At 51.8% G+C, this 15635-nt stretch carries 16 protein-coding genes, 1 tRNA gene and 1 pseudogene; 11 read left to right on the forward strand and 7 right to left on the reverse strand.

Going from position 1 to position 15635, the window contains the following annotated elements:
- The first annotated feature begins 80 nt into the window (after positions 1-80).
- From ACYZTK_RS05605 to ACYZTK_RS05615, 3 genes are read left to right on the forward strand one after another with little or no spacing between them, the layout of a single operon-like run.
- Complete coding sequence (locus tag ACYZTK_RS05605; protein WP_462013537.1) at positions 81-284, forward strand: hypothetical protein; 204 nt, start codon at positions 81-83, stop codon at positions 282-284.
- A complete protein-coding gene (locus ACYZTK_RS05610) occupies positions 281-727 on the forward strand; it encodes a hypothetical protein (RefSeq protein ID WP_462013538.1) in 447 nt (148 codons plus the stop codon). Before ACYZTK_RS05605 ends, ACYZTK_RS05610 begins: the two co-directional genes overlap by 4 nt.
- A gap of 2 nt (positions 728-729) precedes the next feature.
- A complete protein-coding gene (locus tag ACYZTK_RS05615; protein ID WP_462013539.1) occupies positions 730-1230 on the forward strand; it encodes a hypothetical protein in 501 nt (166 codons plus the stop codon).
- Between the two features lie 116 nt (positions 1231-1346).
- Here ACYZTK_RS05615 and ACYZTK_RS05620 read toward each other — a convergent pair whose 3' ends face one another.
- On the reverse strand, positions 1347-1598 hold the full coding sequence (locus tag ACYZTK_RS05620) for a hypothetical protein (protein WP_462013540.1): 252 nt from the start codon (positions 1596-1598) through the stop codon (positions 1347-1349).
- Positions 1599-1752: 154 nt separating this feature from the next.
- Between ACYZTK_RS05620 and ACYZTK_RS05625 the strand changes: the two genes are divergently transcribed.
- The 5 genes and pseudogenes from ACYZTK_RS05625 to ACYZTK_RS05645 all read left to right on the forward strand — a co-directional run bounded on the left by ACYZTK_RS05625 (position 1753) and on the right by ACYZTK_RS05645 (position 5415).
- A complete protein-coding gene (locus tag ACYZTK_RS05625) occupies positions 1753-1968 on the forward strand; it encodes a hypothetical protein (protein WP_462013541.1) in 216 nt (71 codons plus the stop codon).
- Positions 1969-2034: 66 nt separating this feature from the next.
- On the forward strand, positions 2035-2220 hold the full coding sequence (locus tag ACYZTK_RS05630; protein ID WP_462013542.1) for a recombinase family protein: 186 nt from the start codon (positions 2035-2037) through the stop codon (positions 2218-2220).
- Positions 2221-2428: 208 nt separating this feature from the next.
- Positions 2429-3973 (forward strand): annotated as a pseudogene (gene istA, locus ACYZTK_RS05635) (IS21 family transposase); the annotation flags it as partial.
- A 19-nt stretch (positions 3974-3992) separates the two neighbouring features.
- Positions 3993-4742 carry an IS21-like element helper ATPase IstB gene (gene istB / locus ACYZTK_RS05640; protein WP_462010764.1) on the forward strand — a complete coding sequence of 250 codons (750 nt, stop codon included), beginning with the start codon at positions 3993-3995 and terminating at the stop codon, positions 4740-4742.
- Between the two features lie 64 nt (positions 4743-4806).
- Positions 4807-5415: a recombinase family protein gene (locus tag ACYZTK_RS05645; protein ID WP_462013543.1), complete on the forward strand. Its 609-nt coding sequence runs from the start codon at positions 4807-4809 to the stop codon at positions 5413-5415.
- 390 nt (positions 5416-5805) lie between these two features.
- Here ACYZTK_RS05645 and ACYZTK_RS05650 read toward each other — a convergent pair whose 3' ends face one another.
- From ACYZTK_RS05650 to ACYZTK_RS05660, 3 genes are all read right to left on the reverse strand, one after another.
- Entirely contained in the window at positions 5806-7419 is a 1614-nt protein-coding gene (locus tag ACYZTK_RS05650) for a hypothetical protein (protein ID WP_462013544.1), read from the reverse strand.
- A complete protein-coding gene (locus ACYZTK_RS05655) occupies positions 7409-8431 on the reverse strand; it encodes a hypothetical protein (RefSeq protein WP_462013545.1) in 1023 nt (340 codons plus the stop codon). Before ACYZTK_RS05655 ends, ACYZTK_RS05650 begins: the two co-directional genes overlap by 11 nt.
- 200 nt (positions 8432-8631) lie before the next feature.
- Positions 8632-10098 carry a TIR domain-containing anti-phage reverse transcriptase gene (locus tag ACYZTK_RS05660; protein ID WP_462013546.1) on the reverse strand — a complete coding sequence of 489 codons (1467 nt, stop codon included), beginning with the start codon at positions 10096-10098 and terminating at the stop codon, positions 8632-8634.
- Positions 10099-10772: 674 nt separating this feature from the next.
- Here ACYZTK_RS05660 and ACYZTK_RS05665 point away from each other — a divergent pair.
- Positions 10773-11240: a hypothetical protein gene (locus ACYZTK_RS05665; protein ID WP_462013547.1), complete on the forward strand. Its 468-nt coding sequence runs from the start codon at positions 10773-10775 to the stop codon at positions 11238-11240.
- A 97-nt stretch (positions 11241-11337) separates the two neighbouring features.
- The gene (locus ACYZTK_RS05670) at positions 11338-11562 is read left to right on the forward strand and encodes a hypothetical protein (RefSeq protein WP_462013548.1); all 225 of its coding nucleotides are present in this window, start codon (positions 11338-11340) and stop codon (positions 11560-11562) included.
- Positions 11563-11760: 198 nt separating this feature from the next.
- On the opposite strand, the gene ACYZTK_RS05675 is transcribed toward ACYZTK_RS05670, so the two are convergent.
- Positions 11761-11837, reverse strand: a tRNA-Val gene (locus ACYZTK_RS05675).
- A gap of 183 nt (positions 11838-12020) precedes the next feature.
- Here ACYZTK_RS05675 and ACYZTK_RS05680 point away from each other — a divergent pair.
- Positions 12021-13304 (forward strand): NAD(P)/FAD-dependent oxidoreductase, encoded by a 1284-nt coding sequence (locus ACYZTK_RS05680; RefSeq protein WP_462013549.1) that lies wholly within the window; start codon positions 12021-12023, stop codon positions 13302-13304.
- Between the two features lie 121 nt (positions 13305-13425).
- On the opposite strand, the gene ACYZTK_RS05685 is transcribed toward ACYZTK_RS05680, so the two are convergent.
- Both ACYZTK_RS05685 and ACYZTK_RS05690 read right to left on the reverse strand, forming a co-directional pair.
- Entirely contained in the window at positions 13426-14397 is a 972-nt protein-coding gene (locus ACYZTK_RS05685; RefSeq protein ID WP_462013550.1) for an XdhC family protein, read from the reverse strand.
- Between the two features lies 1 nt (position 14398).
- Positions 14399-15634 (reverse strand): c-type cytochrome, encoded by a 1236-nt coding sequence (locus ACYZTK_RS05690; protein WP_462013551.1) that lies wholly within the window; start codon positions 15632-15634, stop codon positions 14399-14401.
- Position 15635 lies beyond the last annotated feature (1 nt).

Below are 15635 nucleotides of genomic sequence, written 5' to 3' on the forward strand. Positions count from 1 at the left end.
TAAACTGGGCATGTAAAGTACTAAATCAACCATATGCCAGCCTATTTCTACAATTAACTCTTCAAAAGGAAAAACCCACAATGAATATTGTGAACTTACTCACTACGTATGACCTTGAACGTCTCTTGGCGATTCAGCAAATTAAACATTACATTTACGTCAAGCAGACAGCAGCCGCGATAGGTAATAAAACAGAATACCGTCGTGCCACTGACATCATCGACCAGCTGACAACAGAACATGGTGTTTCAGCACTGCACCTAGCTCAAGAGGAATACAAATGACAACTGAAGAGAACCAAGCACAAGCACTTGAACGAGAGATTGCACGACTATTAGATATTGCTAACGAGCGCACAAGAGTTGACGCAAAGATAGAAGAAAGAAGAGCAGCAAGGCAAGCAGAAGCACTTGTTCAAAAACAAGCGAAAGAACATGTACAAGCAATGTTGAAAAATCCTGATCTGAAGCGTCAAGCACAGTTGCAACCAAGTCAAGTAACGCAACAACCAGAACAACCAAAGCAATTGACTAATCGCTTTGAAGAGCAAATTGCCGAGATTAACAAACTGCTCGCTAGCATTCCCGGTGGTAAGCCCATTACCAAGATGAACAAGGTAACTACCAGCGATGAAGTCACAAAACCAAAGCTATCGAACGATGAACAATATCGCATTGACATCTTAACCAAGATGAAAGCACGTATCTCACAACAAACGAGGAAGTAAACATGACCAAAACCACTACCGACATCAAGACAGATAAGATTACCGTACATGGCGTTCCACCAAAGTGGGATGATGCAGAGTTTGAAAGCCGTGTAGCAGGCTGGATTCATGTGTATCACAACACTACGCAATCAATGACGTATGTCAAAGCACCATTGTCGTATGATTTCTTGGAACTGGTATCAGCAAAGACTGCTGAAGGCCACCGTATTGCAAGCAACCAACTTATCAGCTTTGAAGCACTCAAATACGGTTGCTGGATGATCAAGCCAGAAGCAATGCAGGCTCAGGACATTGCTGAAATTCGAGTGAATGAGAAGACGAAGTATGTTGAGTTTCTTGAATCTGAGCGTGCTCGTTACCAAGACATGGTACGTCAACAACTCATCCAGTCTGCCGAACTGAAAGAACAAAATAAAATTGAGGACGCGAAAGCAAAACGACTGGCTGAAATCGATAAAGAAGTTAATGAATTGTTCAAGCCTTTAGATATTCCAGCGTAACAACCAAATACACGCTGCAAGCTCCTACAAGACTTTCTGAGAGCTTTTACAATGCCACCAACAACATCACCACCCGTATCAGCCTCTGTTGCGCTAACCGCGTCACAGGGGCTTTTTCACGTCTGCAATATAGTCACCATTTGCAACAGGATTAAATCAGGTGATGAATCACGGATCACAACAGGATCATCCTGGTCGTTCATGTGACAACTTATTGTGCAAACAACTGCTCCAGCCGCATTTTTACAGGTGTCTGAGCAATTCAGGTTAAGCATTCCCGTAACATTCTCTGCAATTTCATCACAGGTGAAAGCAAAACAGGTGAAAACGAGAGGAAAACGAGTCACCAGCCAACGCTGGATGATCATCCATCACAGACCTTTGCACAAACGGCGTAGCAATGCCGTCACAGGGTGTTGGCGTTAACCATGACCGGTTTGTCGATCTCACGACAAGTGCCGATATACGTCATTTAGTAACGTCTAAGCTACGATCTTTGTTCACCCATCAAGGACGACAGCCATGTCAGAACAGAACGAAGCCATAGCCAACGCCCTAGAGCTGCTGGTGATCAGTCAGAATGGCATTGGTGCTGCTATCGAAGAACTCGCCAAGTGGGTGGCTGAACGTGGCTCTGTGGATTTGGCAGACAACGCCGTGTCGGCTTTGCAAGTCCTCGACTCAAACGCCGAAGGGATCGCCAGTGCGATCAGACTTCTTCGTCAAGAACGGCTATAACAAACCTAGAACGACCATTCAACGAATGTTATACTGACTCCCAGAGACATTTTCAGGAGCCAAGACATGACCACCACCGACCACATCGATGTAGTTAGCTACTGCCGTGTATCGAGTCAGGGACAAGGTGAAAGTGGGCTGGGTCTTGAAGCTCAACGTGAGTACATCACTCGTGCAGCCTCACAGAACGGCTGGAACATCATCGGGGAATTCGTAGATGTCGTGTCGGGTGCGTATTTCGGCCCATCGTGACCGCCCGTTTCGGTACATTGTGACCGACCATTTCGCTAACGCGTGACCGCTCATTTCGCTAACAACGTGACCGATTTCCGCCTGTTCCGAAACAGCCGGTCACGCCCTTACCGAAATGACCGGTCACGTTGTTAGCGAAATACCCTCCACTCCGTTGCGCATGACCTGACGCGCCGCCACCCTCAGTCCCATTTCGGGGAATCGAAGGATGGCGGCGCAGCGAGTAGCCATGCGTAATATCAAAGAATGCCTGCGCCTCAAGTTCGAGGCCGACCTGTCCCTCGAGAAAATCGCCCGTGCCTTACAACTGTCCAAGGGCGTTGTCAGCAAGTACATCAAGGCGGCGCGCGACACCGGCATCGAATGGCCCGCGCTGGCTCTACTGGATGAGGTGGCGCTCGGCGCCGCCCTGGTGCCCGCCGCCAAGATCGTCCACACACGCGGCGACCGCGTGTTGCCCGACGTGATCACCTTGCACCGCGAACTACGTCGCAAAGGCGTGACGCTACAACTGCTGTGGGAGGAATACACCACCGCTCATCCCGACCAGCCGACCTACCGCTACACCCAGTTCGTCGAGCATTACCGCAGCTACGCCAGGACACTCAAACGTTCGATGCGCCAGCAGCACCGCGCGGGCGAAAAGCTGTTCATCGACTACGCCGGGCCTACGTTGCCGGTGATCGACGCCGCCACCGGCGAGATCCGCCAGGCGCATATCTTTGTCGCGGCCCTCGGCGCCTCGAACTACACCTACGCGTGCGCCACGCCAGGCGAGACCCAAGTGGACTGGCTGACGGCGCTGAGCCAGGCCCTCAGCTACTTCGGTGGCGTCCCCGAAATGATCGTACCGGACAACCCGCGCGCCCTGGTCGCCCGGCCTGACCGTTATGAGCCTGGCCTGAACCGCGCCGCACTGGAGTGCGCCCAGCACTACGGCGCCATCATGCTCCCGGCGCGACCGCGCAAGCCGCAGGACAAAGCCAAGGCAGAGGTGGCGGTGCAGGTGGTCGAGCGCTGGATCATGGCGCGGTTGCGGCATCAGCAGTTCTTCAGCCTGCATGCCCTCAATCAGGCCATCGCTGGCTTGCTGGAGGACTTGAACCGTCGCCCTTTCAAAAAGCTCGACGGATGCCGACGGGACTGGTTCGAACGACTCGACCAGCCGGCGCTGAAACCGTTACCGGCGCACCCTTACGAGGTCGTGACCTTCAAACGCTGCAAGGTCAACATCGACTACCACGTCGAAGTGAATGGCGGCTTTTACAGCGTGCCCTCGGCCTTGGCCCGGCAAAGCGTCGACGCCAGAGTGAGCGCCCATACCGTCGAAATCCTGCATGGCCACCGGCGAGTCGCCAGCCACCTGTTGCTCCCGCGGCGCGGCGCCTACAGCACCCAGAGCGAACACATGCCGGCCTCGCACAAGGCCCATCGCGACTGGACACCCCAGCGCCTGCTCGACTGGGGCGAGCGGATCGGCCCACACGTCCGGCAGATCGTCGAACATCAACTGACCCACAAACCCCATCCGGAGATGGGCTACCGATCCTGCCTGGGGCTGCTCTCGCTGGCTCGCCAGTACAGCAACGAGCGCCTTGAAGCGGCGGCCCATCGCGCCGTCCAGCTGCGCGCGCTCAACAGCCGCACCGTACGCAACCTGCTCAAACAAGGGCTCGACCAGCAACCGCTGCCTAAGGCCACCGCCGCCGCCTATCCAAGCCGCCACGAGAACGTGCGCGGTGCTGACTATTACACCCAAAAGGAGCTGTTCAATGATGACGCAACACACCCTTAACCAGATGCATCAACTGCGCCTCAGCGGCATGGCCAAGGCGCTGGAAGAGCAATGGAAACTGCCGGCCTGCCACAGCTTGAGCTTCGATGAGCGGCTCGGCCTGCTGCTCGACCGCGAGTTGGCCTGGCGCGACAACAAACGCCTGGAGCGACTGCGCAAACAAGCCAAGCTCAAATACGCCGGCGCCGGCTTGGAAGACCTCGACCGCCGCCAAGGCAGAAGCCTGGACGAACGCCAGCTCGCAACCCTGGCCAGCGGTGACTGGATCCGCCAACAGCACAACCTGTTGCTGACCGGCCCAACCGGCGTCGGCAAAACCTGGCTCGCCTGTGCCTTGGGCAACCAAGCCTGCCGCCAAGGCTACAGCACGTTATACCTGCGCACGCCGCGCCTGCTGGAACAACTGCGCATCGCCCACGGAGACGGCAGCTTCGGCCGTACGCTGCAACAACTGGCCAAAGTCGACGTGCTGATCCTGGACGACTGGGGTCTGGCACCGCTGGAAGAAAACGCCCGGCACGACCTGCTGGAAGTGATCGACGACCGAGCCGGCTCGCGGTCGACGGTACTGACCAGCCAACTGCCGGTCGATCACTGGCACGGCTGGATCAACGACCCGACCGTGGCCGACGCCTTGCTGGATCGGTTGGTGCACAGTGCGTATCGAATCGTGATGAAGGGCGAGTCACTGCGACGTAAAAAGACGGAAGAAGAAGCGGCATCGTGACCGATGCGGTTAGAATTTAGACCCCGCGCAATCGGGTGGAGAAACCGGTCACGTTGTTAGCGAAATGACCGGTCACGATGAGCGAAATACGCAGTCGGGTAAGTTGGCAATCGAAGATCGTCCAGAAGGTGCCAAAGCTTTGGCCCTGTGCAAACAGACGAAAGCAAAGCTGGTAATTGCCAAGTTGGACCGGTTATCCCGTTCCGTTCACCACATCGCCCGCCTGTTGGATGAGGCGATGGACTTCAAAGTGGCAACCATGCCACAGGCCGACAAGTTCCAGCTTCACTTGTTTGCGGCACTGGCAGAACAGGAGCGATCATTCATCGCCAGTCGCACCAAGGAAGCTCTGGCAGCCCTCAAAGCCCGTGCAGATGATGGTGACGCGCAGTCAGTGGAGAAAATCGCCCGTCGTACTGACGCACTGAAGAAAGGCCGTACCGATGCCAACCGGGCTAAGGCTAGTGAGGCTATTCAAGAGCGTGTGAATTCGTGGCAAGAATCAGTGCGTGATCCGATAGACCTGTGTATCCGCAAGGGCGGTCGCACATTGCAACAGGTGGCTGATTGCCTAAATGGTAAGGGCATCACCACAAGCCGGGGCGGTACGTGGTCATCGATGCAAGTGAAGCGAGTGATGCAGAACCTGGCCCTCACGTTGCCTTCGAAATAAGATGTCTTGGAGCGTTCTACTAGGTCGATCTAGTGACAGTTCATCACACCTTTGACCCAGAGCTAACACGATTGTAGGGTATCTGTACCAGCAATCACTCAAAATCGCCAAACAAGCTCACAAGAGCTCTCATGGCTATTCACTCGTGACAACACTCATCGGATTTATCGAATCTGTAGGTGTCCACTCCTCGACAGACTCAGGTACCGTCAAACTCATCAGACCAATATCCATACCGGATTTCACCGCCATCAGTAATGCGGTTGAACTCCGATTGCCAACCCTGTTTTAGGGAGCATGGGAGTGTAACAAAAACTGAACCTGCGATCAGAATCATCTAGGCATGTAGGTGGGCGTAAACATCACACCCAACAGCAAAACTTCCACATACTACTCAAGCACTATGCCAATATTAAACCCACTTAACAAGCTATTGAAGCCCTGAACATATACCGAATCAAGAATAGCTGAATCTTTATGACCGCTATAATCTATGGAATTAACACCAGCTAACTTTATATACTTATCTTCAACATACTCTTCCGACTTCAAAGTAGAACTCAAAATAACTTGATTATCAATCCCACTTAAAATCTCAAGCATCATCTCTTCCTTTGCAGTGGATATCTCCCCATCCCGAAACGAGTCAATTACAATAGGGAAATTATGCCCCAAGAAATCTCTCAAAGCCAATACCTTACAGAAAAAGAACTCCTGCTCTTCACTACCAGAATACGTCTCTCCTTTCTTGGTAAATAGTGAGCCAAACTCTATTCGCCCGCTAGCATCTAACATTTTATAGTATCTATTCATATCCTCATAAATACTAAGAAGAATTTCACTACGTCTAAGCTTTTCCTCTTCGCTTAGAGTGCTGCCTCGCTCCAACTCGAATTCCAGAAATTTAATTTCAGCCAGAAGCCCAGTAATTTCCTCATCATATTTCTTGGCATCATCTAATCCCTCACTAAAAAGAACGAAGTCACGAAAAGTAGGAGGTGATTTTTTTATTTCCTGGGTCAGCAATTTTTGCTTCGCTTCGATTTGGCTGCCAAGATCGAAAACTACCTGCTGCTTAATGTAAATATTATTTTTAATGGAGCCCAAAATGGAATCCTTCACCGTCTTATTACTAACTTCGAACTCTACGTCCTTCGCCTTGTATAGAATACGATCGCTTCCGCAGTCCGCACACACCACCAGACCTTCTTCAAGACTTCTATTTAGCGACGTTAGTTCTATCACCAACGCCTCTAGCTTACTAACTCGATTGAGCTCCCTCATCCTTTGCTTGCTTAATTCGGTCAAACCATCGTATATACCACTGATATATTTCTTACGCTCTTCGAAGGAGCCAACTGTCGAGTTAGCAAGAGCAATAGCACCTATTTCAGGATCGATTTTTATTCTAGCCGAGTTTTTCTTGAGAGTCGCTATCCGCTGTCGTTTAGATTTAATATCAGTATTGATTATCTCAATCTGAGCGGCAGAGATAGCATTATTTACCGAGACCCCCATTGAAAATAGCATCTCAATAAAATCGCTATTCTTGTAAAAACCTTTATTGAATATATTTGATGTATCGCGCTTATCCTGACCAACGAAAAATATTTCATAAAAAAGAGCAGGATCAACCAATCTCTCACGCCCATCCTTTGTGACTATCGGCAAGTTAAAAACATCACTATTCAAGAACTGTTTAAAGTCGGATACCGATCCATAAATCTGAACCCGATCATCAGACTTAACTATAAATGTAGAGTTTTTTCTCACCATATGGAATACGCTTCTGCTAAGCGAAAAACAAACATAAAAATAATATTTCTTATATTCAAAGCCTGCTGGAAAAATCGGCTCATTCCCGAGACAATACATCAAACCTTGTATAACCAAGGTTTTTCCCTTGTTATTGTCATCGCTATAAATCACATTCACATGATCTTGAAGCCTATCTTCAATAAAGGCTTCTTCGGAATTGCCAAATGCTATTTTTTTAATCTTCATTACTCAAGCCTTCCTTAATGAGTGCTGACAAGAACAGAACACTATCCCTATCCAAAATAGTCAACTTCTTAACAAGAAGGTCTACATTTTTAAAAACATCTAAAATACTAATCTTTCGATCTTCTTCTACAGAGTTCAGGATAACTTCCAAGACTTTCCAAAATTCCTTTTTTGAATTTTTATTAAAAAAAGCCCGACTTATTTTGGCCTGACAATCCTGAATCAAATCACGCAAGTCTTCCATATCCAGATGACGAGCTGTAGCCTCAGAATAAAACTCTATCGGAAACCCTTGCTGGGAAAAAAGATCGATCCCGACAAGCCTATTAACCAATAACACATGTATATCTTTTGTTTCTATATGCCTATTAAAATTTAGTACATCTAAGGGCCGAGATATGCTTAACCCCTCTATGTACGAAGCCTTCTTTATTACTTGGCGATCTCTAATCTCTTTGAATATTTCATCGTAGAATGAATCTGACTTTTTATCCTTCCCCTTGAAGTCCAATACATTTTTAACGTAATCATGGGGAAGCTCCCTATCTTCGACAAAGACGACACCCTCAAGAAAACTATTAATTTTTGAGCGATCGACTACACCATGCACTCTAGCTAACTCTTTAGAAAGCCCAAGAACAATTTTATCTCGTTCAGCGTCCTTGAAATTATCAAAACGATAGAAATACCCAACATCCCCTTTCAAATAGGAGTCCTTGAGCATCGGCATAAAAAAAATGAATTCATAAAACTCAAATTTTGAGTCGTAATTACTGTATAAGGTATATAAGTACTTACCAATTTTTTGCGGCGTTAGACCTGCCTCTCCCTTGGACTGTAAATCCCAAAGTTTCCCACCAGAGCTGAGTCCGGTTACATCATTAAAGCAATCAATAGCTAGGATCGATATCTGTTTTTTGTCCGGACGTAGACCAATCAAATAAAGTAGCGACTTGGTCTCGTATTGCGATGCTTTAAAGTTGTTTCGCTCAGTATTCTTGAATATATACACGTTACTTTCCCTGTCTAAATACCGCCCGTACTGCTGACTCCTGATGCAGCCGCCTGTAGACACTCGAACAGGAGACTTCGATCAGTTGCTCACCAGCTCGCACCTCTCCCCCCGACTATAGGGGAAGAGATGGTTGAGCCTTTGCCCACGCCTGTAAGCAACGCAGGAAAAGCATCGTGAACTGAGCACTCTCTATCTATTCACGAAGCTAACAAATTTTTGATTTTCTGTGCAATTTCTTCAGGATTATCTTCCCACGACACATAAAGCTTATCGCTCATTAAGTAGTTATTGCTCAGTATCTTTTCTTTATCACCATGAATTAACGGGAGCAATCTTTTTGTCCCTCCAGAAATATCTCCGTTAAGCACCGCGTTAATTTCTTTCTGTGGCCACGCTTTCACCACAGAATTATCTGTCATTATCGCGACTACATATTTAGATTTGATAAGGGCTTTGTTTATTGTTTCAATAAGTGAATCGCCCCACCCAATTTCCTTCGAATCATAAAACGCATGAACTCCTATTTTCTCTAATGCTTCATATAGAGGTTCAACGATGGCTTTTTTATCTTCGGACGCGTGGCAGAGGAAAACGTCGTACATTTTATACTCTTCCTTAATAGATTTTAGGAATTTAGGCGGGGACTTGTCATGCTCAGCCATTTTTAAAATTAGCTTAATATAAGTCGGGTCATCTTTTCCTTTCACCATCGCGATAAAAGACAATCTGCCATATATATTGTGCTTAAGCTTGCTGCCATCATCGGTCAGCTCCACCTCTTCGGGTTTCAGCCCTAAAATGTCGATGAAATATTTTCGCTCAGCTTCTTTTGGGTCTTGAATCCAATGATGTATCGCGGTACGAACCTTGTGTTTATATTCAGCAGGAATATTTACTTTCTTATTTGTTATCAATCCAGTTACTTCTTGCCTGTCATACTTTGACTGAAGCCTGCTTTTATTTTCGTTGATTTCAAATCTAGCCCTGGAAAAAATGCTAGCTAAATCCTCGCCCACGATAGTCCGGCCATCGCTGATGTGAGCGATCTCACGGGGAAATAGTCTTTTTGAGGATAGAGTTATGTCGTCAGCATACCGTGAGTAAGTAAGATGATGGCTTCGAACGTGCTTAATAATTCGATTATCCAAGGTACTGGCGACGATATTCGACACAATCGGGGACGTGGCAGCCCCTTGGGGTAGATAATTATTGAAACAGCAAATTTGAGCGATTACGGTTGCTACATCTGGATGGATTTCAAAAGGTTTCGCAATGAAGACCGCTCTTACTCTCCCAAAATTTATCGAACCAAAAAAATCTTTGATGTCTACGTTTAAGACCCAAGTTGATTTTTTGTGAAGAGTGGCATTTTGTAGGATTCCCCTCTTTTTGATAAACCCTTGAACACAGGTTTTGAAATCAAGATTTTCATCCAATAACTCTGCCAACTTTTGCTGGACTACCCTCAAGCCTTTTTGAGGTGAGTCAATCTTGCGAAGGCCGCCACGTTTTTTCGGGATTTCAAAGGATTTGTATTTGAGTTCATCTGTACGCTTGTAGCAGATGAAAAGCAGATGTCCTTTTTTCACGCCTAGTAAATCGCAAAGGCCATCGAGGGAGGCAAGCTTTTGGATGGATCGATTTGGGGGATTCAGTAGCTTCAAGGCAGACTCCGGCCTGTACGCTACCTGAGTAAGAAGCGGCACCCCCCGCTATTTACCTTACGCCCCGCGAGACCCATAACATTGCGAATAAGTCTCAACGTAACTCACAGTAGCATATGTCCTTACATTAACGATCATTGCAGTGGTCGCACTGCATAGTTAAAGCTTGGAGGGGTGCCCACTCCCTTTATGCCCTAAACAGGAGCACATGGCAATACGACATTAGGAATGTCGAAACTCAAGCAAACCCAAAATCAACGCAACAAATCACTACTTTTGCGCCCCGTTACCGGATGCAGTGCTTTCTGTGGAAAGCGATCTTGGTTATTCGTCCTCATCCTCATCCTCTTCATCATCAGACACAGCGGCAGCATTCTCTTCGACGTAGGACTAACACCCTTGGTTGAATGAGGGTGATGGCGTGCTGCATGACGATTCGTCGTCGACATCGTTTTGCTCAGCCCAGTCATACCCGGCCTGATGGCCCGAGCAGTCATCGGTGCACTCATAACCGTCAAACGTAGCGGCAGTCGCCGATGCGCTTCCCAGTAGCAGCACTATTGCAAATAGCATTTCCACTGTGGAGCTCCTTGCGTGCTTCCGAGCCCCATAAACTGGACACCTGTCGTACCATACTGCCACCATGCCTCACCTTATTCTTCAGGGATTGAATCGTGTCAGCCAAACGAACTATCGGGATCGTGCTCGCAGTCGGCCTCGCCTACGTTGTTATTAAAGGCGTGATCAACGCACCTGCCAAGCCTACAAGCTCAACCGGGAGCACCTACACAGCTTCCGCCCCCGCCACCGAATATCCCGAGAGCACAGCAACCTACAATCAAGTGAACGCGGACATAGGTTGCAAAAGCACCTACAGCGATCAGAAGAAAGACGACATATTCAATGCGAAATACAAAAATCATTGGATGACATGGAAAGGTGAGATTGCTCTGCTGGAGTCTGATGAGGTTTCGTTGAATGTGGATGGCATTGGAACTCAAGACCTACAGGCCGATTTCGCCGACAAGCAGGCCGGGTATGACCTCTCAAAAGGTAGCCAGCTCAAATTACGATTTCTTATGAAGACTGCTGGCGGGTGCTTCCTTCCTTTCAGCGGTGAAGATGCGACCGTGGTTCGGTAGCCGCTCTTGATGGTCAGGGCAACACTGTCCAAGCATTTACGGCCCATATCGATGATGGCAAAGTGGCCACACCCATTTTATGCAGGAAGCAAAGGCAATGAAAGACATCGTAATCACCGTAGTGAATTTCTTCGCTTGGGCAGGAATCGTCGTTGCAACGGTTGTGGGTTACTTCGCAATGAAAGGCAACTATGAGTACATCGGCGCCCTGATTGGCTTCGCCGTAGGCTGCCTAGGCTCTGGAGTGTGGTTCGTTCTCTCAGCAATCCACCAGAATATCCAGACCATTCGAGACATTGCAGTCAAGCAGTCGCAAGGCTGATCACAACCTTCAACACCCGCCCCATCACCGCCAACCCAAAGCAGAATCCCATCCGGAAATGAACTGATATCGGCGTTCACATTGCCCAGTGTGAACGAACCCGATATTTTGTGAACGTTCTGAAGAAATCCCAAACAACAAAAAAGGGCCCACCTTTCGGTGAGCCCTTCTAGACCGCCCAGCAGAGCGGATTTTGTTTGGTAGGCGCGATTGGACTCGAACCAACGACCCCCACCATGTCAAGGTGGTGCTCTAACCAACTGAGCTACGTGCCTGCTGTGTGGCGGCATTCTACGGAATTCCGGAGGGGTGTCAACACCTTTTTTCGCGCTAACCCTATGAATATGCAAAATATTTAATTTCGGCGCTGGGAAGAAGATTTTCCGGTGGCTGGCGGGGGATTTTCAACTCGGGTAGGATCGATGCACTCGTAAAATATATTAAACAGAGGCAGCAGGATGGCGAACACTCCTTACCCAGAGTCCTATTACGCCGCATCGGCCAACGCGGTTCCGCCGCGCCCGGCTTTGCAGGATGAGGTAGAAACTGATGTCTGTGTGATCGGCGCCGGCTACACCGGGTTGTCCTCTGCGCTGTTTCTGCTGGAGAACGGTTTCAAGGTCGTGGTGCTGGAAGCCGCCAAGGTGGGTTTTGGTGCTTCAGGGCGCAATGGCGGGCAGATCGTTAACAGCTATAGCCGTGACATCGATGTGATCGAGCGCACGGTCGGGCCGAAGCAGGCTCAGTTGTTGGGGCAGATGGCGTTTGAGGGTGCGCGGATCATTCGTGAGCGGGTGGCCAAATATAATATCCAGTGCGACCTAAAAGACGGTGGCGTGTTCGCCGCGATCACGGCCAAGCAGATGGGTCATCTGGAGGCGCAGAAGCGCCTGTGGGAGCGCTTTGGGCATACGCAGCTGGAGTTGATGGATCAGGCGCGCATTCGTGAGGTGGTGGCGTGTGATCAGTATGTCGGCGGCATGCTTGATATGAGCGGCGGGCATATTCATCCGTTGAACCTGGCACTCGGTGAAGCGGCGGCGGTGGAGTCGTTGGGTGGGACTATTTATGAGCAATCGCCAGCGGTGCGTATCGAGCGCGGCGCGAGTCCGGTGGTGCATACACCGCAGGGCAAGGTCAGGGCCAAGTTCATCATTGTGGCGGGTAATGCGTATCTGGGTAATCTGGTGCCGGAGCTGGCTGCGAAGTCAATGCCTTGCGGGACTCAGGTGATCACTACAGCACCCTTGGGCGATGCGTTGGCCAGCAGTTTGTTGCCGCAGGATTACTGCGTGGAGGACTGTAATTATCTGCTGGACTACTACCGTCTGACGGGTGACAAGCGCCTGGTTTTCGGCGGTGGTGTGGTGTACGGGGCGCGGGATCCGGCGAACATCGAGGCGATCATTCGGCCGAAGATGCTCAAGGCGTTTCCGCAGCTCAAGGATGTGAAAATCGATTACGCCTGGACCGGGAATTTCCTGCTGACCTTGTCGCGGTTGCCGCAGGTTGGGCGGCTGGGGGACAACATTTATTATTCCCAGGGTTGCAGCGGGCACGGGGTGACCTATACGCATCTGGCAGGCAAGGTGTTGGCCGAGGCGTTGCGCGGTCAGGCGGAGCGTTTTGATGCGTTTGCTGATCTGCCGCATTATCCGTTTCCGGGTGGGCAGTTGATGAGGACGCCGTTTGCGGCGCTGGGGGCTTGGTATTACGGGTTGCGGGATAAGTTCGGCTACTAATCGACACCGCAAAACCGCTGTGGGAGCGAGCCTGCTCGCGATGAGGCCAGCACATGCAACATCGACGTTGCCTGTCGGTGCCCTATCGCGAGCAGGCTCACTCCTACAGGTGGAATGGCGTCTAGATCCGATTACGGGGGATGCCGCTGCGGATTCGCAGGATGTCGGCGAGGACGGCAAGGGCGATTTCTGCGGGGGTCTTGCTGCCCAGGTTGAGGCCGATGGGCGCGTGGATTCGTGAGAGGTCGGCGTCGCCCAGACCGCCAATGCGGCGCAAGCGTTCGAAGCGTTTCTGGGAGGTTTGCACCGAGCCCATGACGCCAATGTAGAACGCGTCAGTGCGCACCGCTTCCATCATTGCCAGGTCATCGATGCGCGGGTCGTGGGTTAAGGCCACGACTGCGGTGTCGCTGTGGCAGCCGCCGTCGGCGATGAACACCGAGGGCAACTGCCGGCGGATCTCGACGTTTTCCAGCACCACACCTTCGAGCACTTCATCGCGTGGGTCGCAGAGGATCACTTCGAAACCCAGGCCCACGGCGAACTCGGCGCAGGCCTGAGCAACACTGGAATAACCCGCCAGCAACAAACGCTGGGCGGCCCCGATGCGTACCCGAACCCGGTCGACTTCGCGCTCGATGCGTACACCCTGCTCGCGATCGGCGAACAGGTTGCGCGCCCCGCTGGCCAGGTCGACCTCGCGGATCAGTCGACGCTGGCCCAGCAGCGCCGCTTCCAGTTCGCGCAGATGCGCCTGAACCTCACACGCAGGCGCAAGCTTCTCCACCAGCACGTCAAGTATCCCGCCACAGGGCAGGCTGATGCGTGAGCGCGGGTCATCGCCTTCGCCGTACCGAACCACACACACCGCTTGCTCGAACGCGCCCTCGGCCACCCGCTCGAGGAAGTCTTCCTCGACGCAGCCGCCCGACAGCGAGCCGATCCAGTGCCCGTCGGCGTTCACCGCCAACAGCGAGCCCGGCGCGCGCGGCGCCGAGCCGTAGGTGGCGAGCACCGTGCACAGCCAGACCTGCTGGCCGGCAATCGACCATTGCAGCGCGCGCCGTACCACTTGCAGATCCAGATGCTGCATATCAGTGCACCTTGTGTTCGGTTGGAGGCGCATCCGCCTGCAGTTTTTGCACGTCGCCAAGCGCCAGCTCACCGGCCTGACCACCCCAGCCCTGGCGCAGGTAATTGAGCAAGTCGGTCAGTTGACCAGCGCTGAGCTTGTCGGCAAAACCCGGCATCGGTTGCATGCGTTCGAAGCCAACAAACTTCTGCTCGCCGATACCGTCCTCGATCACCCGCAGCAGGTTGCGCGGATCGTCCAGGCGCAGCGTAGTGTTGCCGCGCATGGCCACCGCGATGTGCGGCTTGCCCTCGCCCTCTACCGCGTGACAGCCGGCGCAGACGTTGAGGTATGCCTGACGACCACGCTGGGCACTGGCGCTCAACTGGCCGAGAGGCACTTCGCTGAGCACTTTCGCTGCCGGCGGTTGATCACCGAGCAAGTAGGTGGCCATCGCCGCCAGGTCTGGATCCGTCAAGCCCTGGGTGCTGTTGTGGAACACCGGGAACATCTCGTTGAACATCGTGCCTTGGGCGCTCATGCCGTGCTTGAGGAACGAACTCAGGTCCTGGTGATTCCAGCCACGGTTGGCCAGATCTTGCGCCAGCAGGCTCGGTGCCAGGTAGCCGTTGAGCACGCCACCAGTCATGCGCTTATCCTGCTGCATGGCACCGGGCAAACCGCGCGGGGTGTGGCATTCGCCGCAGTGGCCAAGCACGTCGACCATATACTGGCCGCGCTTGAACGCCTCGCTCTTGCCCTCGGTGGGCGCCAGCTTGACGTCCTTGCCGTAGAGCATGTTCCAGCCCGTCAGGCCGAGGCGCACGTTGAACGGAAAGCTAAGGCTGGTCACTGGCGCCGCGCGCTCGATCGGCTCGACGGTTTTCAGGTACGCGTGAATCGCGTCGGAGTCTTCGCGAGGCATCAGGTGATAGGAGGTGTAAGGCATCGCCGGGTACAGGTTGGCGCCGTCGCGACGCTTGCCTTCGGTGAGTGCAGCGAAGAATTCTTCATCGCTGTACTGGCCGATGCCATGTTCCTTGCTCGGGGTGATGTTGGTGCCGTAGATGGTGCCGAACGGCGACACGATCGGCAGGCCACCCGCGTATGGAGCGCCACCCGGTGCGGTGTGGCAGGCCATGCAATCGGCGGCGCGTGCGAGGTATTCGCCGCGCTTGACCTGATCGTCCGCGTGAACCAGCAACACCGGCGCAGCCAGGCTGACCGCCAACGCCAGGCGGAAAATTAAGTGCTTCATG

Source organism: Pseudomonas sp. LB3P31 (assembly GCF_054897945.1).